The following is a 22,613-nucleotide window of genomic DNA, read 5'->3' on the forward strand; positions in this document are numbered from 1 at the left end:
TCAGCCCTTCTTCGGCTTGGTGTCAGCACGCGGTGCTGCGGGCACCGGCTTGACCGCCATGCCTGCTTCCAGCGTCTGCATGCCCGGAATGGCGAGGCGCTCTCCGCCGGACAGCCCGCTTGTCACCAGCCATTGGTCACCGGCCAACGTTTGCGCAGCCACGGGACGCACGGCCAGCGTATTGTCGGCCTGCACCAGGAACACCGATGCCCCCTGGCGGTCGCGCTGCAACGCGCCCTTCGGAACCGTCACCGCGCCCTGCTGCACGGCGTGCGAAAGCTTCACGCGCACATACATGCCGGGCAGCAGCAAGCCATCGGGGTTCGGCAGCACGGCGCGCATCGATACGTTATCCGTCGCACGGTCTACCGCCAGATCGGAGAACAGCAGCTTGCCCGGGCGCTCGTATGCCACGCCATCGCTCAGGATGACCTGCAGGCCGATGTCCTGGCCGCTCAATGCAGCGACCTGGCCCTTCTGGAGCGCGCGCTGCAAGGCGAGCACCTCGGCGGCGGGCTGGGCAAAGTCGACATAGATCGGGTCGATCTGCTCGACAGTGGTGAGCGGCGTGGCAGCGTCTTCCTTGACCAGCGCACCTTCGGTGACCTGCGCGCGGCGCGAGCGGCCGGCGATGGGGGCCGTGACGGTGGCATAGCCCAGGCGCAGTTGTGCGGTTTCCAGGGCGGCACGGCTGGACACCACGTCTGCGGCGGCCTGACGCTCGGCGGATTGCGCTTCAGCGTATTCCAGCTCGCTCACGGCGCGCGTGGCGGCCAGCCCCTTGTAGCGCGCAGCCTTGTCACGAGCGATAGCGAGTTGCGCCTGCGCACGGGCAAGCGCGCCTTGCGCGGCGTCCACCTGCGCCTTGAGCGGTGCCGGGTCGATGCGGAACAGCACCTGGCCGGCCTTGACCACCTGGCCTTCTTCGTAGGCGCGCTTGAGGACGATGCCGTCAACGCGCGCGCGCACTTCGGCAGTGCGATACGGCTCAAGGCGGCCCGGCAATTCGGTCACCAGCGGCGCATCGGAGCGCTGTGCAACGACAAACTCGACCTCCGGCGGACCAGCGGGCTTGGCGGCCTCATCAGCATGCTTGCCGCACGCCTGCAACACAGTCAGGGCGCACGCGCACAACAACCACCGGGACGAACGGGAACGACGGAACAACACGGAGAACATCATGGAAAGGGGGCTGGGCGCGGCCACGCCCGAGGTCTTGAAAAAGCGAAGCGGAAGGCTAGCACGCACATCCGCCGCAGTCTGACCGATTGATTTCCCAGTCTGATCAAGACCTTACGAAGCAGGCGCTGCGTGCGTACGCAGGCCGGCCTGCTTCTGCTTGACGCTGTTTCAGAAGACGCGACCCAGCTGCAAATACACGTTCCACACGCCCTGCGGCGCCACCGCAAAACCGAAGTACAGCGGCCCGATGGGGCTGTTGCCGCCAACAAATACGCTGCCGCTCTTCAGGTAAGGGCCCCGCCCGAAGTTGTTGCGCAACTGCCAGACGTTGCCGGCCTCGGCGCTGGCGCCGAACACCGGAGCGCGCAGGCCGAGCAGGTCGTCCACGCGCAGGTCGTACAGATACGTCAGGCGGCCGTACAACATGTACTGGCCGTTAAACTGGTCCTGCGCGTAGGCGGAAAGGTGCTGGAAGCCGCCCAGGAAAAAACCCTCGTTGGCGCCGTTGCCCGTGTTGCCATCGTTTTCGCGCGTCGGGCTGTTCACGCCAAACTGGCCCGCCCCCTCCAACGCCACATTGAACGTGTGACGGCCGTAACTCGTCGCCCACAGGCCCTTGGCCTGGGCGGTGTTGAACTTCTTGTCGAGCGAACCGAAGCCAGCTTCCACACTGCTGTAGAAGTAGTAGCCGCTGCGCGGGAACAGCGGGTCATCCAGCTGATCCAGCGTCAACTGGGCGCGGAAGGCCGGCTGCTTGGCGCGAAGCGTCGGCAAGTCCAGCGCGCCTTCCTCCGTCAACGCCAGGTAATTGAACGCCGCGCTCTTGCTCATGTAGTTCACACCCAGCCGCAGTTCGCCCTTGCGGCCGAGCGGGATACCAAGGTCCACGCCGGCACGTGCGGTCTCCAGGGTCATGCTGTTGAACGGCTTGGCGTCCTTGGTCGGCGCCTCGTCGTCAAAGTAGAGATCGGAGCGCCGGCGCGAGTACTCGGCATACGGCGCCACGTAGAACCCGCGCGCCTGCCACAGCGGCTGGCGCAACTCGGTATGGATGCTCGCCCGGTTGCTGCCGAGCACGATGTCATTGCGCCACTCCAACCCGCTCTGCGTGAGCCACGGATACCGATGGCCGAGATTGACGTTGAACGCGCCGCGCCCGTCGAAGTTGGTCGACATGCCCAGCCCGAACAGGAAGAACTGGTTGCCCCAAGACTTTTCATGCGCATCGATCTTCAACGTATGCACGCCGTTCTGTTCCACCAGCTGCTGAGTGACGGTTTCGAAGTCGCCCGTGGTGGCCAGTGCCGACAGTTCGCGATTGAGCGCTTCGGCGTCATACGCGTCGCCTTCGCGCACCTTGATCAACTGGCGCACGCGCGCGGGCGGCACACGGCCGCTGGTGGTCACATCGATGGCGTCGATGCGTGCGCCCGCCACCAACGTGCCCTGCGGCTCATGGGCCGTGCGGTACACGGCATACGCCTGCGGCGACAGCGACAACGTCGCGAGCTTCGCTTCAACGCCCTGCGCCGCGCGCTCGCCCTCCCGCACGCCCTGCGGGCCCTTGGCGAAATCGGTGAACGAAAGCTCCGAGAGCTGCGGCTCGATCAGCACATCCTTGCCGCGCAGCAGCGCCTTTTGCGCCCGCACGTTCTGGCCGACGAGGATGGTGATCATCTGCTGCGTCACCGCCGCCGGCGAGGCCAGGTCTTCCGGCCGCTGCAAGTCCGACCCGATGTTGACGGCGATGATGATGTCCGCCCCCATGTCGCGCGCGAGTTGCACGGGCAGGTTGCTCACCAGGCCGCCATCCACCAGCGTGCGCCCGCCCACCTCGATGGGCGCAAACAAGCCCGGTACCGCCATGCTGGCGCGCATCGCCAGCGGCAGCGAGCCGTGGTCGAGAATCACCCCGTCGCCCGTGGCCAGATCCGTCGCCATGGCCTTGAACGGAATGGGCAGGCGCGAAAACTCGATGTTGTCGGGCCACTGCGCCGTCCAGTTCTTGAGCAGCGCGAGCAGGCGGTTGCCCTGCACCAGCCCGGCGGGCAGCTTGAGCTTGCCGTCGCCATAGCCAGCGGACAAGCCGATCGGATACTGGAAATCATCCTCGCGCAGCGATTGCGGCAGCTTGGCCCGATCGTTGCGATCGAACGCGATGTCGCTCAGGTCCACCTGCGAGAGTTTCTGCTCCAGCGCATCGGCACGCATGCCGCTGGCGTACAGCCCGCCCACCACGGCGCCCATGCTGGTGGCAGCAATGACATCCACGGGAATGCGCATGCGCTCCAGCATCTTCAGCACGCCAATATGCGCATAGCCGCGCGCCCCGCCGCCCGACAGCACCAGGCCGATACGCGGCCGCGTCGATTCGGTGTTTGCCTGCGCGGGCGCTGGCGCAGTCTGGCCATGCACGGCAGGCGACAGCGCCGCCAATGCCACAAACACGGTGACCACGGCGGTAGCCAATCGGGAGCCGTGGCGGCGAAGCAGGAAGGCCGTCAGAGAAGCCATGAATGGAGGGCGAATTGGGGTGGTGGGCAGCGCTGCAGGCGCAATGATTCCACAACCCGGATTTACCCGGTGCGATTGCGTGCGCCGCGTCAACCCTCGCACCGCCGCCGATGAATACTTTTCAGGGCGAAAGTGACAGAATATTGCCGGGACCCGGACACGCTTGTTCCTACAATCCGCGTTTGCCCCTGCGAAAAGGGGCGACAGAAGACGTTCGGTATCGACAAGAACTGAAACGCCCAAACAGGAGGAGATCAAGATGTGGAATCAAGTCTATGACCCGCTCGGCAGTGCCGTGTGGTCAACCCTAGCGGCCGGGGTACCGGTTGCGGTGCTGCTGTGCTCGCTGGCGTTCTTCCATATGCAGGCGCATCTGGCCGCCGGCCTGGCGCTGATTGTCGGGGTGGGGATCGCCTCGTTCGTGTTCGGCATGCCGACCGCCATGGCCGGCAAGGCAGCCGGTCTGGGCATCGTCTCCGGCCTGTTCCCAATTGGCTGGATCGTTCTCAACATCATCTTCCTGCATCGGCTCACCACCTTGAACGGGTCGTTCAAGGTCTTACAGAGCTCGATTTCCGGCATTACCGAAGACCGGCGCCTGCAACTCCTGCTCGTGGCGTTCAGCTTCGGTGCCTTCTTTGAAGGCGCAGCGGGCTTCGGCACGCCGGTGGCCGTCACGGGTGCCATCCTGATCGGTCTGGGCTTCTCGCCGCTGGCCGCGTCTGGGCTGGCCCTGATCGCCAATACCGCGCCGGTGGCCTACGGCGCACTGGGCGCGCCACTCATCGGGCTGGCGTCGGTCACGGGGCTGGACCTGCTGCAGCTCTCCGCCATGGTCGGCCGCCAGCTGCCGTTCTTCTCGGTGCTGGTGCCGTTCTGGCTGATCTGGGCGTTCGCGGGCTTCCGCGGCATGCTGCAGATCTGGCCGGCGATCCTGGTGGCGGGCGTGTCGTTTGCGATTCCGCAGTTCCTGGTGTCGAACTTCCACGGCCCATGGCTGGTTGACGTGATTGCCGCGCTGGTGTCGATGGGCACGCTCACGCTGTTCCTGAAGGTGTGGAAACCCAAGACGATCTGGACGTCGACCGCCCTGCGCAACCGCGAAGACAACTCCCGCGTCGACCCCGAAGCCGCCGCCGAGGCGCGCGAAGCCACCACCGGCACCAACGGCAAGATCACGCGCGTGCAGGCATGGCTGCCCTGGGTGATCCTGACGGTGTTCGTCTTCATCTGGGGCGTACCGCAGTTCAAGGCGTTTGCCGACGGCCTCTGGGCATTCAAGTTCGCCATTCCGGGCCTCGACAAGATGGTGCTCAAGGGCCCGCCGGTGGTGCCCAAGGTGATTGCCGAAGGCGCGGTGTTCAACTTCAACGTCCTGTCGATGGCGGGCACGGGCATCCTGGTGTCGGCCATCGTGGGCGGCCTGCTGATGGGCTACTCGCTACCGCGCATGCTCAAGGAGTACTGGAACACCATCAAGCTCACGCGCTATTCGCTGCTGACGATCTGCGCGATGTTTGGCATCGGTTACCTCACGCGCTACTCCGGTCTGGACGCGACGCTGGGCCTGGCCTTCGCCCACACGGGCGTGCTGTACCCGCTGTTCGGCACGATGCTGGGCTGGCTGGGGGTGGCGCTGACCGGCTCGGATACGGCATCGAACGTGCTGTTCGGCGGCCTGCAGAAGACCACGGCCGAACAGCTGGGCCTGTCGCCGATCCTCATGTCCGCAGCCAACAGCTCGGGCGGCGTGATGGGCAAGATGATCGACGCCCAGTCCATCGTCGTGGCGTCCACGGCTACCAAGTGGTACGGCCACGAGGGCGACATCCTGCGCTACGTGTTCTTCCACTCGCTGGCGTTGGCCTTCCTGGTGGGGCTGATGATTACCCTGCAGGCCTATGTGGAGCCGTTCACGCGGATGGTGGTGCACTGAGCCCCCGCTCCCGACGGAACCCGAAAGCCGCTCAACCGAGCGGCTTTTTTCATGCGAATCCGACACGTCGAGCTAAAAGCCTCGCAAGGCGGGTTCCGAACTCCAACGGCGGAGCAAAAAGCCCCGCGCGTCGAGCTCTGAGCTCCAACCGCCGAGCAAAAAGCCTCACGCGCCGAGCTCTGAGCTCCATCCGCCGAGCAAAAAGCCCCACGCGTCGAGCTCCGAGCTCCAACCGCCGAGTAAAAAGCCTCACGCGTCGAGCTCTGAGCTCCAACCGCCGAGTCCTGCACCCCGTAAGCCAGCTCGCCAGCAAGGGCACTTTCACGCGCGTATCATGGGCGGCTCTTCCGCGCACGTCCCGCCCTGGGGCGTCGGTCTCCTCTTCCCCCCGACCCGACATGCTGCTGCGCCGCCTGGAAAAACTCATCGATCCGTTCCGTCCCCTGCCCGACACCCAGCCTCCGGCCAATGTCTGGCGTTTCTATGCGTACTTCCTACGTGAAGTGCGCGGCGTCTTCGCGTTCCTGCTGGTGGTGGGGTTGCTGGGTGCGCTGATCGAGGTCGCGCTGTTCGACTTCCTCGGCCGCATCGTCGACATGATCCAGGCAACACCCGGCCCGGAATTCTTCGGCCGCCACCGCAACGAGCTGTTGTGGATGGCCTTTGTGGCGCTGATCGCGCGGCCGGTCATCTTCGGTCTGCACGACGTGCTTGTGCACCAGGTCATCAACCCCAACCTGTCGAACCTGATCCGCTGGCAGAACCACCGCTACGTGCTCAAGCAGAGCCTGACGTTTTTCCAGAACGACTTTGCGGGCCGCATTGCCCAGCGCATCATGCAGACCGGCTTTTCACTGCGCGATTCAGCCGTGCAGTCGGTGGATGCGCTCTGGCATGTCGTGATCTACGCGATCAGTGCGATGGTGCTGTTTGCCAGGGCCGACTGGTGGCTCGTGGTCCCGCTGCTGGTGTGGATTGGCTGCTACATCGCGGCGCTGAGCTATTTCGTACCGCGAGTGAAGGCGCGTTCGGTCATCGCCACGGAGTCGCGCTCCAAGCTGATGGGCCGCATCGTGGATGGCTACACCAACATCACCACGCTCAAGCTGTTCGCGCATACGCAGCACGAAGAAAGCTACGCGCGCGACGCCATGGCCGAGCAGACCGACAAGACACGCCTGTCCGGCCGCATGATCAGCGGCATGGATTTCACCATCACCGCCATGAACGGCCTGCTGATCGTCGGCACGTCGGCGCTCGCGCTCTGGCTGTGGAGCGAGGGCCGTGTGAGCGCCGGCACCATCGCGCTGACCACGGGGCTGGTGATCCGCATCAACAACATGTCGGGCTGGATCATGTGGGTGGTCAACGGCATCTTTGAAAACGTCGGGCAGGTGCAGGACGGCATGCAGACCATTGCGCTGCCGCGCGCCGTGATCGATCAGCCCGATGCCAAGCCGCTGCATGTGACGCGGGGCGAAGTGCGCTTCGAGCACGTGGGCTTTCACTACGGCAAGGGCAGCGGCGTGATCGAAGGGCTGGACCTCGTGGTGCGCCCTGGCGAACGGATCGGGTTGGTCGGCCCGTCGGGTGCGGGCAAATCGACGTTGGTCAACCTGCTGCTGCGCCTGTACGACGTGGAGCGCGGCCGCATCCTCGTCGACGGTCAGGACATTGCGGCCGTGACGCAGGAGAGCCTGCGCGAGCAGATCGGCATGGTCACGCAGGATACGTCGCTGCTGCATCGCTCCATTCGCGACAACCTGCGCTACGGCAAACCCGACAGCACCGAGGCGGAGCTGATGCAAGCAGTGCGCCGGGCGCGCGCCGACGAGTTCATCCCGCAGCTATCCGATGTGCAAGGGCGACGCGGCTTTGATGCGCTGGTGGGTGAACGCGGGGTGAAGCTCTCGGGCGGTCAGCGGCAGCGCATCGCGATTGCGCGCGTGCTGCTCAAGGACGCGCCGATCCTGATCCTGGACGAAGCCACGTCCGCGCTGGATTCGGAAGTGGAAGCCGCCATCCAGGAAAGCCTGGAAACGCTGATGCAGGGCAAGACCGTGATCGCCATCGCGCACCGGCTCTCGACCATCGCGCGCATGGACCGGCTGGTCGTGCTCGATGGCGGGCGCATCGTCGAGAGCGGCACGCACGCGGAGCTGCTGGAACACGGTGGCCTGTATGCGCGGCTGTGGGCGCACCAGACCGGCGGTTTCGTCGGGGTGGACTGAGCGTTACGAGAGGCGGCGGCCGAGCGTCTCGGGCACCATCGCCAGACCGATCAGCGAAACCAGCCCGCAGCCGATCACGTAGAAGGCCGGCGCGTTTGCATTGCCCGTGAGTTGGATCAGCTCGGTCGAGAAGAACTGCGCAAAGCCACCGAAGATGGCAATGGCAACGCAGTAGGCAATCGACAGCCCCGTGGCGCGCAGCCGCTGCGGCAGCACCTCGCTCACCAGCACCATGGACGCCGGCGAGGTCATCGACATCGGCACCGACAGGCAGCCGACCACGATCAGCAACCGGGCAAGCGAAGGCTCTGCGTTGATGAGCGCGAAGGCCGGATAGATCATCGCCAGCAGCGCAACGCGCGACCACAGCACCACCTTGCGACGCCCGACGCGGTCGGCCAGCCGCCCGGCGAACGGCGACAGCACCACCTGCACCAGCGCCGCAATGCACGCCGCCCAGATGCCCAGCGACAGCGGCATGTGCAGCACGCTCACGGCGTAGTTGCTGAGGTAGTAGACGATGATGTACGTGGACGAAGCCACGCCGATCATCAGCAGAATGCTCGCCACCAGCGTGCGGCGGTGTTCGCGCAGCAGCGGCAGTGTTGCGTCGGCTTCGCGCGTGCTGTGCGGCGCGGCGGTTTCTTCGAGGCGTCGGCGGATGACCAGGCCGACCGGGATCACGAGAATGCCGATCACGAACGCGAGCCGCCAACCCCACGACTCCAGCGCCGCGGGCGCCAGCAGGTTGCTCAGCAGCAGGCCGACCAGCGCGCCGAACAGCGCCGCCAGCCCCTGGCTGAACGGCTGCCAGCTCGTATAGAAACCGCGCGAGCGGTCGTCGGCGTACTCCAGCAGCAGCGCGGTCGAAGCACCCATCTCACCGCCAATGGCAAAGCCCTGCACGAGCCGCGCGAGCACGACAAGCACCGGCGCGAGGATGCCGATCTGGGCGTAGGTCGGCGTGACAACGAAGATCAGCGACGACAGGCCCATCAGCCACAACGTGAGCGCCACGGCGGGCTTGCGGCCTGCGCGGTCGGCGTACATGCCGATCAGCAGACCGCCGAGCGGCCGCATCAGGAAGCCGACGCCAAACGTGGCGAACGACATCAGCAACTGGCCGGTTGCGTTGCCGACCGGAAAGTACAGCCGGCCGATCAACGTGGCGAAGAAGCTGTAGACCACGAAGTCATAGAACTCCAGGCCGTTGCCGATGGTGATGGCGGCAATGGCGCGCGTGCGAGACAGCGGTTGCGCGTGGCCGGTCGCCTGCGCGTCGGCGCGGCCGGCGTAGGACGGCGCAGAGGTGTGGTTCGACATGGGGTGTCTCCGAAACTTGTCTTGTCTTTGCGGGCGGGCCGGGCTCACACCCCGCTTGCCTCTTCAGCCAGAACGGCTGCTGCGTTGGGCTTCACGCGCAGATACCACGCGGCCGACATGAGCAGCACCCAGCCTGCGCCAACGTACAGCGCTACGCGGGTGTCTTCCATATAGCCCAGCACGCCGATCACGAACAGCATGAACGCGATGGCGAGAGCCGGCCCGACGGGCCACAGCGGCACCTTGAACTTGAGCGCACGCACTTCTTCGGCCGACAGACGCCGGCGCATGGCCACCTGCGAGAGCAGGATCATCAGCCAGACCCAGACGGTCGCGAACGTGGCGATCGACGCGATGATCACGAAGACGTTTTCGGGGATCAGGTAGTTCAGCACCACGCCGCCCAGCAGCGCACCGGCCATGAACAACACCGTCACCCAGGGCACGCCATGGCGCGAGGTTGCCGCAAAGATGCGCGGCGCCTGGCCCTGCTCGGCCATGCCGTACATCATCCGGCCCGCGCCGAAGATGTTGCTGTTGATGGCCGAGATGGCTGCCGAGATGACGATGAGGTTCAGGATCGCCGCCGCAGACTGGATGCCCAGCCCCGAGAAGATCTGCACGAACGGGCTGCCCTGGCCGTCAATGCCCGTCCACGGGAAGATCGCCATCAGCACACACATGGTCAGCACGTAGAACAGCAGGATGCGCGCCGGCACAGCGTTGATGGCCTTCGGGATGACCTTGTCGGGGTTCTGCGCTTCACCGCCGGTAATGCCGATGATCTCGACGCCGCCGTACGCAAACATCACCACGGCAAACGACGCCACGAGGCCACCCATGCCATGCGGCAGGAAACCGCCGTGCGACCAGAGATTGCTCAAGCCCGACGCGTGCTCGCCGTTCATCTTCACGCCGAGGAACAGGATGACGGTGCCGCCGACGATCATGGCGCCGATCGCCACGATCTTGATGAGCGCGAGCCAGAATTCCATCTCGCCGAACACCTTGACGTTGCACAGGTTCAGGCCGCAGATGAGCATGACGATGCCAAGCACCCAGACCCATTGCGGCACCTCGGGAAACCAGAAGCCCATGTAGATGCCGAAGGCCGTGACGTCAGCCAGGCAGACGATCACCATTTCGAGGATGTACGTCCAGCCGGTCAGAAAGCCGGCGAGCGGACCGAGGTTGTCGCGCGCATAGCGCCCGAACGAACCGGAAACCGGCTGGCGCACCGCCATCTCACCAAGCGCGCGCATGACCATATAGACGGCCGCGCCGCCGATGATGTACGCAAGGATCACGGCCGGCCCGGCCAACTGGATGGCCGAAGCGGACCCGTAGAAAAGGCCCGTGCCGATGGCCGAACCGAGCGCGAGAAAGCGGATATGTCGCGCGCGCAGGTTGCGTTGAAGGTGTTCCAAACTGTCTCCTCTTTATGTCGGCGAGGTCGCCTGCAGGGCGGGTCGCGGCTCGACCGGTGGGCCGAGCGGACTCGAATTCACATGCAGACAACATCGCTTTGATCGATATGTTGTTGTATATACATCATGAACGGCATTGGGGTATTCCCGAGGGCTGTGCGCCCATCTCGGTGGCGAGCGGGCCAAGAAAAAAGGCGGACATGCGTCCGCCTTGGATTTCGCTGGCCGTGCGGCGCGGGCGCTACACCCAGCCCATACCGCCGACCAATGCCCCCAGCCCCACCAGCACCAGGGGGTGGACGCGGGTGAAGGAGCACGCCACGACCGTCGCCACGGTCAGCGCGATGGTGCTGAAGCTGCTGTCTGCCCCGCGCGCCAGCACCCAGCCGGTGGAGAACAGCAGGCCGATCGTCAGCGGTGCGAGGCCACGGCGGACCAGCGCGATCCAGCGCGCGTCGGGCTTGCGATCCATGACGCGCGCGATGACGGCAGCAATCACGCACGACGGCCCGCAGATGCCGACCAGCGAGGCAATCGCCCCACCCAGACCCGCCGCCTGCCAGCCGAACAACTCTACGAACAGCACATTGGGGCCCGGGGCCGCCTGCGAGATGGCATACATGGCGCTCAATTGCTCGCTTGTCATGTAATGCCGCGTGTCGACCAGGAAACGGTGCATGTCGGGCAGCGTCGAACTGGCCCCGCCGATAGCGAGAAACGACAGCACCAGAAAATGCCAGAACAGATCGAAGACGGTGGTGAGGTAGCTCATCGCATCGCCCACCATTCGAGCACGAGTGCGAGCGGAATCAGTACCAGCATGACCGGCAGCAACGGCCATTGCAGAACGCCAATGGTCAGGAAAACCGCCAGGCCGATGCCGACCGCACGCCACGTGCGCGACTGCCCCTGCGCCAGCTTGACCGCCGTGGAGAGCACGAGCCCCGCAGCCACGGCCGCCATGCCTTTGAGCAGGTTCTGCACCACCGACAGCGCGCTGTAATGGTCGTACAGCATGACGATCAGCAGCAACAGCACCGCGGGCACCAGCACCAGGCCACCCATGGCGGCCGCGGCGCCGCGCACGCCGTGATAGCGGTAGCCCAGCATGACCGAGAGGTTGACGATGTTGGGGCCGGGCAACACCTGACCCAGGCTCAGCAGCTCGGCGAACTCGGTGTTGGAGAGCCAGCGGTTGCGATCGACAATGCCGGCGCGCGCAAAGGGCAGCACGCCGCCGAAGCCCGACAGGCCCATCCGCGCAAACTCGGTGAAGAGCTTGCTGCAGGACGGCATGTTTGCTGCGGTGTTGGCTTCAGGCGCGGCGGTCGGATCGCTCATGGGTTCAGGCGGCGTCCGGCACGGGCTTGGGCAACGAGAGCTTCGGATCGCGCAGCTTGGGCTCCAGCGTCTTGCCCTTGCGTGCGCGCTTGCCGGCGTACGGCTCTTGGGCGCGCGTCGTCAGGGTCTGCTCGACTGCCTTGCCGCCGCGCGGGCCGGTGCCCGAGAGCACAAAGCCCGCTGCACCAAAGGCCACCGCCTGAAGCAGCGTTTCGTTCTTCTCCAGCTCCATCAGGATCACGCCCCGGCCACCGCTGGCGAGCGTCTTCAACTCGCTGATCTGGAACAGCAGCATGCGGCCGCCTTCCGACAGGCACGCCACGCCATAAGCGTCAGCCGGCACCGGCGCCGGCTTATTGGGCTGGTCGCCCTCGTCCAGCGTCAGGAACGCCTTGCCGGCCTTCTGGCGGCCGACCATGTCGCCCACCTTGGCAAGGAAGCCGTTGCCGCCGCGCGTGGAGATCACCAGGTTCTGTTCCGCATGGCCCGCGAAGGTGTGGGTGATATGCGTGCCCGGCGCGAGTTCGATCAGCGTCGTCAGCGGCACGCCGTCGCCACGGCCACCCGGCAGATTCGCCACGGCCACGGAATAGACACGGCCCGTGCCCTTGTCGTCGCGCGTACCGAAGATCAGCAGCGCGTCGGTGGTGCGGCATTCAAACGTGTCGTACAGCGTGTCGCCCGCCTTGAAGGCGAATTGCGTGGCGTCGTGGCCATGGCCCTGGCGCGTGCGCACCCAGCCCTTCTGCGAGACGATCACCGTGACGGGTTCGTCGACGACCTTCACTTCGGCAGCGGCGCGGCGCTCTTCCTGGATGAAGGTGCGGCGGTCGTCGCCGTATTGCTTCGCGTCGGTCTCGATCTCCTTGATGATGCGACGGCGCATCATGGTCTCGGACTTCAGCAGCACGTCCAGCTCGCCCTGTTCTTCGCGCAGGTTCTTCAGCTCCTGCTCGATCTTGATGGCCTCCAGGCGCGCAAGTTGGCGCAGGCGGATTTCCAGGATGTCTTCCGCTTGGCGGTCGCTCAGGTTGAAGACCTGGATCAGCGCAGCCTTCGGCTCTTCGCTTTCGCGGATGATGCGGATCACATCCTCAATGCGCAGCAGCACCAGCTGGCGGCCTTCGAGAATGTGGATGCGGTCTTCCACCTTGCCCAGACGATGGCGCGTGCGGCGCGTGACCGTGGCAAAGCGGTAGGCGATCCACTCGCGCAGGATTTCCGCCAGGCCCTTCTGGCGCGGCCGGCCGTCCGTGCCGATCATCACGAGGTTGATGGCCGCGCCCGATTCCAGCGACGTGTGCGCCAGCAGCGCGTTGGCAAATTCCTGCTGGTCGATGTTCTTGCTCTTGGGCTCGAACACGAGGCGCACCGGGGCGTCCTTGCCGGACTCGTCGCGCACGGCATCGAGCAGACCCAGCATGGTCTGCTTCATGGTGAGCTGATCCGGCGACAGCGACTTCTTGCCCGTGCGCACCTTCGGATTCGTCAGCTCTTCAATCTCTTCCAGCACCTTCTGCGACGAGGTGTTGGGCGGCAACTCGTTCACCACGAGCTGCCACTGGCCGCGCGCGAGTTCTTCGATCTTCCAGCGCGCACGCACCTTCAGGCTGCCGCGACCGCTCTCATATACCTGCGCAATGTCGGCTGCGGACGAGATGATTTGGCCGCCGCCCGGAAAGTCCGGCCCCGGCATGTACTGCATCAGGTCAGTGCTGGTGAGCTTGTCGTCGCGGATGAGCGCCACGGTGGCGTTCGCCACTTCGCGCAGGTTGTGCGACGGGATCTCCGTGGCCATCCCCACCGCAATGCCCGATGCGCCGTTAAGCAGCACGAACGGCAAGCGCGCCGGCAGCAGCTTCGGTTCATCCATCGAACCGTCGTAGTTCGGGATGAAGTCGACCGTGCCCTGGTCCAGCTCTTCGAGCAGCAGACGCGAGATGGGCGTGAGACGCGCTTCGGTGTAGCGCATCGCCGCCGCACCGTCACCATCGCGCGAGCCGAAGTTGCCCTGCCCGTCGATCAGCGGGTAGCGCAGCGAGAAATCCTGCGCCAGGCGCACCAGCGCGTCGTAGGCGGATTGATCGCCGTGCGGGTGGTATTTACCCAGCACGTCGCCCACCACGCGCGCCGATTTGACCGGCTTGGCATCGGAGCGCAGGCCCATCTCGTGCATCGCAAACAGGATGCGGCGCTGCACCGGCTTCTGGCCATCGGCCACCTCGGGCAGCGCGCGGCCCTTGACCACGCTGATGGCGTAGTCGAGATAGGCGCGCTCGGCATAGGCGCCAAGCGTGAGCGCTTCGGCCGGCTCGCTGGGGTCGAAGAGGATGTCTTGTTGTTCCATGGAGGCTCAAGCGAAAGCGGCGCGCTTCAACTTGGCGGCGCCGCCGGGATCAATGTTGGGGTAGGTTCGTGGCCACGCCGGTGGCCGGGTCCAATACGAGTTCGATGCGTGCGGGCCGGCCCGTGCGACCGGGCTTACGCGTGGCGATGACGCCGTTGGCGCTCACGTTCATCAACCCAGGCACGGCGGCAACGGGGTTGTAGTAACGATAGAACTGCAGCACCGTCTTCACGTAGTTCTGTGTCTCGGCGTAGGGCGGAATGTCGTTGCCGTGCTTCTGCACCGCGCCTTCGCCCGCGTTGTAGGCGGCCAGCACAAGCTCAAGGTTGCCTGAGAACATGCGCAGCAGATCGCTCAGGTAACGCACGCCGGTGGTGATGTTCGTTCTCGGGTCGGCCAGCTTCTGTGCAGCCGTGCGGCGGGCGTCGCCAGTCACGCCGTAACGCGCGCCGGTGTCCGGAATCACCTGCATCAGCCCGATTGCACCTTTGGGCGACACTGCCTGCGGGTTGAAACCCGATTCAGCGGCAATCACGGCCTTCACCAGCGCGGGGTCGATACCGTGCTTGCTGGCGGCCTGGCGGATCAGCGGCTCCACCGTCGGCACGTTCGGATGCTGCAGCACCGCGCGCACCAGGCGCTGGCGCATGCCGGCGGCGTTGTCGAGAGCATCGCGCTTGCTGGCGTTGAGGTACGCATCGGCATCGGGCAGCTCGGTTGCCTGCAGGGCGATGGCGCTGTCGTCCCTGGCCTTGTCGTCACCCTTGCTCGCCACCGCCGCGCCCTTCATGAACAGCACGTAGCGATCGTCCAGCCGTTCGGCGGCGAAGTGCGCGAGACCGTTTTCATCGATGTAGCCGTAGACGTCCGCGCGCACCGGCTGGCTGGCCAACAGGGCCAGCGCCGTCAATGCGAATGCGAAACGTGCAAACAGCTTCATCGTTGTCGGTCAGCGATCAAATATCGGCTTCGACTTCGTTGCCGCGCGCTTCCAGCCACGTGCGGCGCGCGCCGGCTTCGCCCTTGCCCATCAGCATGTTCATCATGTTGATGGTCTGGTCTTGGCCCAGTTCGCCCAGCGCCACAGGCAGCAGGCGGCGCGTATCGGGGTTCATGGTGGTTTCCCAGAGCTGCTCGGCGCTCATTTCGCCCAGGCCCTTAAAGCGGGAAATCTGCCAGGCGCCTTCCTTCACGCCGTCCTTGCGCAGCTTGTCTTCAATGGCTTCCAGCTCGCCGTCGTCCAGCGCGTAGAGCTTCTGCGCGGGCTTCTTGCCGCGCGCGGGGGCATCGACACGATACAGCGGCGGCCGGGCCACGCATACGTTCCCGCGATCGATCAGTTGCGGGAAGTGCTTGAAGAACAACGTGAGCAACAGCACCTGGATGTGCGCGCCGTCCACGTCAGCATCGGACAGGATGCAGATCTTGCCGTAGCGCAGGCCCGACAGGTCGACCGCATCGTTCGGCCCGTGCGGATCCACGCCGATGGCGACTGCAATGTCGTGCACTTCGTTGTTGGCGAACAGGCGGTCGCGCTCGGTTTCCCACGTATTGAGCACCTTGCCGCGCAGCGGCAGGATGGCCTGGAATTCCTTGTCGCGGCCCATCTTGGCCGAGCCACCGGCGGAGTCACCTTCCACCAGGAAGAGTTCGTTGCGGGTCACGTCGTCGGACTCGCAATCGGTCAGCTTGCCAGGCAGCACGGCCACGCCGGAGCCCTTCTTCTTCTCGACCTTCTGCGAAGCACGTGTACGCGCCTGCGCCTGCTTGATGACAAGTTCGGCCAGCTTCTTGCCGTGCTCAACGTGCTGGTTCAGCCACAGCTCCAGCGCCGGGCGGCTGAAGGTCGACACGAGCCGCACTGCATCGCGGCTGTTCAGGCGTTCCTTGATCTGCCCCTGGAACTGCGGGTCGAGCACCTTGGCTGACAGCACGAACGAGGCACGCGCAAACACGTCTTCGGACATCAGCTTGACGCCCTTGGGCAGCAGCGCGTGCATCTCGACAAAGCTCTTCACCGCCTGAAAGAGACCTTCGCGCAAACCCGATTCGTGGGTGCCGCCGGCGGGCGTGGGGATCAGGTTGACGTACGACTCGCGCACCGGCGAGCCCTCTTCCGTCCAGGCCACGACCCACGAGGCGCCCTCGCCAAAGGCAAAACCTTCTTCGCCAGCCTTGTCGGGGTCGGCAAAGTGCTCGCCTTCAAACAGGGGGATCACCGGCTCGGCGCCGCTGCCCTGCGCAAGCGATTCGACCAGATAACCGCGCAAGCCTTGGTCGTACTGCCATTCGAGCGTCTCGCCGGTTTTTTCCAGCGTGAGCGTGACCTTCACGCCCGGCAGCAGCACGGCCTTGCTGCGCAGCAAGCGCTGCAGCTCGGCCTGAGGGATGTTCTCGGAATCGAAATACTTGGCGTCGGGCCACGCGCGCACGCGTGTGCCGCTCTTCTTCTCGCCGCGCTCGGCCTTGCGGGTGGTCAGCGGCTCGATCACGTCGCCGCCGGAGAACGCGAGCGTCGACACATTGCCGTCACGCCAGACCGTTACTTCCAGCCGCGTCGACAGCGCGTTCGTGACCGACACGCCCACGCCGTGCAAGCCGCCGGAGAACGCGTATGCGCCGCCGCGGCCCTTGTCGAACTTGCCGCCGGCATGCAGACGCGTGTAGACGATCTCGACCACCGGCACGCCCTCTTCGGGGTGAATGCCGACGGGAATGCCGCGCGCGTCATCTTCCACACTCACGCTGCCGTCCTTGTGCAGCGTCACGGCAATCAACTTGCCGTAGCCGCCCAACGCCTCGTCAGCGGAGTTGTCGATGACTTCCTGCACGATGTGCAGGGGATTGTCGGTACGCGTGTACATGCCCGGCCGTTGCTTGACCGGTTCCAGGCCCTTGAGGACCTTGATCGACGATTCGCTGTATTGGGAGGTTTTGCTCATGGAAGGCGGAAAAACTGACCAGGCTTGGGTCTGTCCCCAAGCACCGGGAATGCAGCGCGCATTGTAAAGGAAGCCGTCCTCAACAATGCGGAGGGATCGTCAGCGTTGGAATGCGACCCGAAACCCACATCCGGTCGACATCCCGCTGACATATTGCGTAGTTACTGCGGCATCACACCGTGCCGGCGCGCTTGGCCTCGAGGGCTTCCCAGCGCTCCAGCGCCTCCAGCAGTTCCAATTCGATGGCTTCGTGGCGCTCGGCCAGCTTTTGCGCGCGCTCGGGGTCGCGGCCGTAGATCGTGCCGTCCTCCAGTTCGCCGCCAACCTGCTTCTGCTCCGCCTCCAGCGTCTCGATGGTGGCGGGCAACGCGTCGAGTTCGCGCTGCTCCTTGTAGCTGAGCTTGACCGTGGCACGCTCGCGCGACTTGGCCACCTCGGGCTTCTTCTCTTCAGCGACGGGCTTGACGGCTTGCGCCATCTGCGCCGAGCGCGCTGATTGCGTCTGCCAATCTGAAAACCCGCCCACGTATTCGCGCCAACGGCCCTCGCCCTCTGCCGCAATCACCGAGGTGACGACGTTGTCGACGAACGCCCGATCGTGCGAAACCAGAAATACGGTGCCGCTGTACTCCTGCAGCAGCTCTTCCAGCAGTTCAAGCGTGTCGATGTCCAGATCGTTGGTCGGCTCGTCGAGCACCAGCACGTTGGCCGGACGGGCAAACAGGCGCGCCAGCAGCAGCCGGTTGCGCTCGCCGCCCGACAGCGAGGCCACCGGCGAGCGTGCACGCTCGGGCGGGAAGAGGAAATCGCCCAGATAGCTCATCACGTGCTTGCGCTGACCGTTGACTTCGATCCAGTCGCTGCCCGGGCTGATGGTGTCGGCGAGCGACCGATTCAGGTCCAACTGGGCGCGCATCTGGTCGAAATAGGCGACCTGCAGGTTGGTGCCGTTGCGCACCGTGCCCGAATCGGGTGCCAGTTCGCCGAGAATCAACTTCAGTAGCGTGGTCTTGCCGACCCCGTTGGCGCCGAGAATCCCAACCTTGTCGCCGCGCATGATTGTGGCGGTGAAGTTGTCGACGACGGTCTTGTCGCCATAGCGCTTGGTCACGTCGATCAGTTCGGCAACGATCTTGCCCGAGCGATCGCCCTGCGAGACCTCCAGCTTGACGTTGCCCTGCACTTCGCGGCGCGCCTGGCGCTCTCCACGCATCTGTTCCAGCCGCGCCACGCGGCCGACGCTGCGAGTGCGGCGCGCTTCCACGCCCTTGCGGATCCACACTTCTTCCTGCGCGAGCAGCTTGTCGAAGCGCGCGTTCTCCAAGGCTTCGGCTTCCAATTCCTGCGCCTTGCGCGTCTGATACGCCGTAAAGTTGCCGGGGTAGGAACGCAGCTTGCCGCGATCGAGTTCGATGATGCGCGTGGCGACGCGGTCGAGAAACGCGCGATCGTGGGTGATGAACAGCACGCTGCCGCGGAAGGCCAGCAGCAAATCTTCGAGCCAGCGGATGGAGTCGTAGTCGAGGTGGTTGGTCGGCTCGTCCAGCAGCAGGATGTCGGGCGCGCCCACCAGCGCCTGCGCAAGCGCCACGCGCTTGGTCAGGCCGCCTGACAGCGAACCGATGCGCGCGCCCGGTTGCAAACCAAGCTGCGCAATGGTGGTTTCCACGCGGGTGTGCAATTGCCAAGCATCAGCGGCGTCGAGCTGGGCTTGCAGGGCGTGCAACGTATGCATCGCCTCATCATCTTGTACATCGCCCATGGAGGCGATCAGCGCCTCGTATTCAGCCAGCAGGCCGGCGGCATGCGGCACCCCCATCGCCACGGCTTCGGCCACGGTCTGCTCCGGGTCGAATTCGGGCTCTTGCGGGACATAGGCCGAGGTCACACCGCTCTGACGGGCGATCAGGCCGTCATCCGGCGAGGTCGTACCCGCCACGATCTTGAGCAGTGACGACTTGCCGGTGCCGTTGCGGCCGATCAGGCCTACGCGCTCGCCGGCCTCCAGCGAGAAATCGGTGTGGTCGAGCAACGCCACGTGGCCGAACGCCAGTTGCGCATCGGTAATGGAAAACAGGGCCATGCTGGAGTGAAAAGGATGCAGGCCGTATGCGGCCGGAAGGCGCGTATTGTAGTCGCCCCGCGCCTCGTCTATCGGCGGCATTGCGCTTACAGATGCCGGTGCTATAACGCTTGTGCCGCCGGACTCGCTTTTTCCGGCCGCGCCATTCATACCGTTACGGAAGGGGAATGACGCTGCGCGGACTATTCGGGCTGTTGATCATCTTGATCGTGGCAGGCATTCCAGTGCGGCAGATCTTGCTGCGGACCGGCTTCTCACCTTGGTGGACGCTGCTTGTGCTGGTACCGGTGGTGAACCTGGTGGCGCTGTGGATTTTCGCGTTCTCGAACTGGCCGCGGCAGGCGTCCCAGCCCGGCAACGTGCTGCCCAACCAGAGCTAGAAGGCGGGCACACTCAAGAAAAACGGCCCGCTTTCGGCGGGCCGGAAGAGTCTCTCCTCGATGCCTTGCGAACAAGACATGGCCGGAGCATAGCGCCCCTCGTCCGTCTCGGGCAGTCGGGACAAACCCGGTAGGGAAAAACGCCTAACGCTATGCCCCGTGCGGCTTCGCACCGCAGCAACGCATGCCCCGTCAAGCCTGCACCACAGGTAAGTGCACTGCACCGGCTAGACAGTTGTAGTGGTGCGTCGCGCACGCCGCATGTGCGCAGTGCACCACTGCAAGGCCATCGTCGCGAATCGACTTTTAGAAGGCGACATCCGCCCTTGCAGCCTGCTTACAACACCAGAAAAGCGCAGGCCAGCAGGTTGCAGCGCCGGGCCGTATCATGCGGCAGGCCCTCCGGTCACGAGCCGGGCATAACGATAAAGTGGGCCGCCGATTCTTTCCGGGGGATACAACCATGCCGTTCTTCACGCGCGCACTGCCGGCTGCAGTGCTGCTCTACGCTTCGCTGTCCAGTTTCATACCGGGCGTTGCCTTCGCCTCCTCCACGCCGGTGCTTGATCGCATCCGTGATACCGGCACCGTCCGCGTCGCCTACCGCGAAAGCTCCGTACCCTTCTCGTTCTATGACGCCGATAAAAAGCCCGTCGGCTACGCCATGGACCTCTGCCTGCGCGTGGTCGACAAGCTGCGCAGCGACCTCAAGCGGCCCGATCTGAAAGTGCAATATGTGATGGTCACGCCTTCAACGCGGATGCCGGCCATCATGGAGGGCAAGGCCGACCTCGAATGCGGCTCGACCACCAACAACCGCGAACGCCGCGAGAAAGTGGCCTTCACGATCCCGCACTACATCGCGGGCATCCGCATGATCGTCAAAGCGTCGTCGGGCATCCGCAGATGGGATGACCTGCGCGGCAAGACCGTCGTCACCACCAAGGGCACCACCAGCGTGGCGGAACTGCGCAAGATGAACGACGTGCGCGTGCTGAACATGAAGTTCCTCGAAGCCAAGGACCACGCTGAATCGTTTGCGATGGTCGAAGCTGGCAAGGCGGACGCCTTTGCGATGGACGACGTGCTGCTCTATGGCTTCCGCGCCAACACCAAGACGCCAAGCGACTACGCCGTCGTCGGCGACATGCTGACGGTCGAGCCCTACGCGATCATGCTCAGCAAGGACGACGCCGAGTTCAAGCGCCTCGTTGATCGCGCGATGACCAACATCATCCTCGACTACGACGCCGACAAGCTCTACAAAAAGTGGTTCCAGCAACCGATTCCGCCGCACAGCGCGAAGCTGGATATTCCAATGAGTTTCCTGCTGCGCGATTCGTTCAAGTATCCGAGCGACAAGGTCGCCGACTGAACGCACCTGTGTAATCAGGCAACGCCGCCGTGCAGTCAGGCGGCGTTTTGCTTTGCGCTGTCAGCGCTGGACCGGCAGCATCGGCTTGTTGAGCATGCGCGACAGGACAGCTTCGGGCGAATGGGTGCGATCGGCAATCGCCGCTGGGTCAAGATAGAAAGTCTGCTCCATCATCGCGCGGCCATGCATCGCCGCATGCAGCGTCTGATCGCTGAAGACCACCCACGTCGCACCCGGCGCGAATTCGAACGTCTGCTGCGGTGCCCGGCGCTGATAGACCAGATCCGCCTTCGCGAGATCGTGCAGCTGCAGCATGCGGTGGTCGTATTCGGAGCGCGGGCGTTTGGTGACATGCAGCTTGTGCATCAGCCACGATTGTCCCGGCAGCATCCCACGTGTTTTCGGCACAAACCGCTGGGCGAAGTCGGCAAAGGGTTCGCCGATGCGCCAGACGCGCGGGGCATCCGGATCGACGTTGTGGAACACACGCAAGAGGCGCTGGCCGTGCAGCGGATTCGACGGGAATGCGTCGACGTGCAGGCGTGTGTCGTCCTTACGCCAGCTGACTGGCCGCCCGGCAATCTCGGCTGGCCGCAACGACGTGCCGGCCCGCTTCAGGTGCGGGGCATAGCTGGGAAACAACCTCAGCACGAGGCGCTCGGCAGCATCGGCGTAACGCCGGATCAGGGTAGCGAGATCGCGCAGGTCAGCAGGCTGCCCGACGGCGCCGCGCACGCTGGATTCATTCGCCCGCAGGTTGATGTTCTTCGTCTTGCCGTCAGACCAGCGTGCGTCAAGAAAGCGCTGCTCCCCAGCATCAAGTGGGAAATCGAGCGCGGGAAAGTGCAGCACATTGCCGCGCTCCAACGCGGACCGCATGGCAGCCGCCTCATCGAACGTCACCGCGGGTGACCATTCACGCACCGGCCACGGCACCACCATGTCGATGGCGGTCGGCGCAGCGCCGACTTGCTGACCAGCATCATGGTTGTACGTCCGCGGCGTGGCGGGCGCAAACCCTTGCATACTTCCCATGAACTTATCAATCGCTTACGTAAAATATTTGCGAATGATAGAGCGCTCACCAGTTCAGTGCATCGTCAGAAAACACAACACATCATGTCTTACGACATGTGCCGAAGACTTACCGGGGCGGGAAACGGATTTCAGAGAAAGTGTTTGACGACCTGCTCTTCGAGGCCGACAAAGCGCACGAGCTGGCGTGAACCGTCAGGAAATTGCTTGATGACGTGGCCGTCAGGGGTATCGGTGTGACGGAAATAGATCGGTCGATCAATCGTCCCGGGCCGATGCTTGGGAAGCAGACTTTCCAGCGACGGCTCCACCGTCCACGGATCGTCCCGTTCTTCGGATGTCAGCATGTTGGTCGCCTAGGGTTTCGGAAATGGGTGATGAAGCATAACTTCCGTGAACAACCGTGGAAAGTTCGTAATACTTAAATCTGATTCTTTGACCGATCGTTCGTTCGCTTTAGCGTTTGCCCCCCTCACAGGAACATCTGGACTGTGGGC

General features: G+C 64.6%; 16 protein-coding genes and 2 pseudogenes. 4 read left to right on the top strand and 14 right to left on the bottom strand.

Annotated features, from left to right (window positions below; translation table 11 throughout):
* Entirely contained in the window at positions 1–1,182 is a 1,182-nt protein-coding gene (locus tag ACEN9T_RS19975) for an efflux RND transporter periplasmic adaptor subunit (RefSeq protein ID WP_413706844.1), read from the bottom strand.
* 168 nt (positions 1,183–1,350) lie between these two features.
* A complete protein-coding gene (locus ACEN9T_RS19980; protein WP_413706845.1) occupies positions 1,351–3,696 on the bottom strand; it encodes a patatin-like phospholipase family protein in 2,346 nt (781 codons plus the stop codon).
* 259 nt (positions 3,697–3,955) lie between these two features.
* Between ACEN9T_RS19980 and ACEN9T_RS19985 the strand changes: the two genes are divergently transcribed.
* Together ACEN9T_RS19985 and ACEN9T_RS19990 are read left to right on the top strand one after the other, a co-directional pair.
* Positions 3,956–5,632, top strand: coding sequence for an L-lactate permease (locus ACEN9T_RS19985; protein ID WP_092971635.1), 1,677 nt, complete (start codon positions 3,956–3,958; stop codon positions 5,630–5,632).
* A gap of 398 nt (positions 5,633–6,030) precedes the next feature.
* Positions 6,031–7,863 carry an ABC transporter ATP-binding protein gene (locus ACEN9T_RS19990; RefSeq protein ID WP_092971636.1) on the top strand — a complete coding sequence of 611 codons (1,833 nt, stop codon included), beginning with the start codon at positions 6,031–6,033 and terminating at the stop codon, positions 7,861–7,863.
* 3 nt (positions 7,864–7,866) lie between these two features.
* Here ACEN9T_RS19990 and ACEN9T_RS19995 read toward each other — a convergent pair whose 3' ends face one another.
* From ACEN9T_RS19995 to ACEN9T_RS20040, 10 genes and pseudogenes are all read right to left on the bottom strand, one after another.
* Positions 7,867–9,186, bottom strand: a complete 1,320-nt coding sequence (locus tag ACEN9T_RS19995) for an MFS transporter (protein ID WP_413706846.1) — start codon at positions 9,184–9,186, stop codon at positions 7,867–7,869.
* Between the two features lie 44 nt (positions 9,187–9,230).
* Positions 9,231–10,613, bottom strand: coding sequence for an amino acid permease (locus ACEN9T_RS20000; protein ID WP_413706847.1), 1,383 nt, complete (start codon positions 10,611–10,613; stop codon positions 9,231–9,233).
* Positions 10,614–10,854: 241 nt separating this feature from the next.
* Positions 10,855–11,400, bottom strand: a complete 546-nt coding sequence (locus tag ACEN9T_RS20005; protein ID WP_175537110.1) for a chromate transporter — start codon at positions 11,398–11,400, stop codon at positions 10,855–10,857.
* Complete coding sequence (locus ACEN9T_RS20010) at positions 11,382–11,954, bottom strand: chromate transporter (protein ID WP_092971640.1); 573 nt, start codon at positions 11,952–11,954, stop codon at positions 11,382–11,384. Before ACEN9T_RS20010 ends, ACEN9T_RS20005 begins: the two co-directional genes overlap by 19 nt.
* 4 nt (positions 11,955–11,958) lie before the next feature.
* Positions 11,959–14,301: a DNA topoisomerase IV subunit A gene (gene parC / locus ACEN9T_RS20015; RefSeq protein WP_413706848.1), complete on the bottom strand. Its 2,343-nt coding sequence runs from the start codon at positions 14,299–14,301 to the stop codon at positions 11,959–11,961.
* Positions 14,302–14,350: 49 nt separating this feature from the next.
* Complete coding sequence (locus ACEN9T_RS20020) at positions 14,351–15,241, bottom strand: lytic transglycosylase domain-containing protein (RefSeq protein WP_413706849.1); 891 nt, start codon at positions 15,239–15,241, stop codon at positions 14,351–14,353.
* Positions 15,242–15,257: 16 nt separating this feature from the next.
* Complete coding sequence (locus tag ACEN9T_RS20025) at positions 15,258–17,243, bottom strand: DNA topoisomerase IV subunit B (protein WP_413706850.1); 1,986 nt, start codon at positions 17,241–17,243, stop codon at positions 15,258–15,260.
* A gap of 172 nt (positions 17,244–17,415) precedes the next feature.
* Positions 17,416–17,721 (bottom strand): hypothetical protein, encoded by a 306-nt coding sequence (locus ACEN9T_RS20030; protein ID WP_413708488.1) that lies wholly within the window; start codon positions 17,719–17,721, stop codon positions 17,416–17,418.
* Between the two features lie 258 nt (positions 17,722–17,979).
* Positions 17,980–18,291, bottom strand: a pseudogene (locus tag ACEN9T_RS20035) (ATP-binding cassette domain-containing protein); the annotation flags it as partial.
* A gap of 207 nt (positions 18,292–18,498) precedes the next feature.
* A pseudogene (locus tag ACEN9T_RS20040) lies at positions 18,499–19,476 on the bottom strand (ABC-F family ATP-binding cassette domain-containing protein); the annotation flags it as partial.
* Positions 19,477–19,499: 23 nt separating this feature from the next.
* Here ACEN9T_RS20040 and ACEN9T_RS20045 point away from each other — a divergent pair.
* Entirely contained in the window at positions 19,500–19,706 is a 207-nt protein-coding gene (locus ACEN9T_RS20045) for a hypothetical protein (RefSeq protein WP_092971884.1), read from the top strand.
* A 463-nt stretch (positions 19,707–20,169) separates the two neighbouring features.
* Positions 20,170–21,081, top strand: coding sequence for an amino acid ABC transporter substrate-binding protein (locus ACEN9T_RS20050; RefSeq protein ID WP_413706851.1), 912 nt, complete (start codon positions 20,170–20,172; stop codon positions 21,079–21,081).
* A gap of 60 nt (positions 21,082–21,141) precedes the next feature.
* Here ACEN9T_RS20050 and ACEN9T_RS20055 read toward each other — a convergent pair whose 3' ends face one another.
* Complete coding sequence (locus ACEN9T_RS20055; protein WP_092971645.1) at positions 21,142–22,116, bottom strand: Kdo hydroxylase family protein; 975 nt, start codon at positions 22,114–22,116, stop codon at positions 21,142–21,144.
* A gap of 131 nt (positions 22,117–22,247) precedes the next feature.
* Positions 22,248–22,463, bottom strand: a complete 216-nt coding sequence (locus ACEN9T_RS20060) for a hypothetical protein (RefSeq protein ID WP_024976225.1) — start codon at positions 22,461–22,463, stop codon at positions 22,248–22,250.
* Between the last annotated feature and the right edge of the window lie 150 nt (positions 22,464–22,613).

The sequence above is a fragment of the Ralstonia sp. Ralssp110 genome, assembly GCF_047325135.1.
Lineage (GTDB): Bacteria > Pseudomonadota > Gammaproteobacteria > Burkholderiales > Burkholderiaceae > Ralstonia > Ralstonia mojiangensis.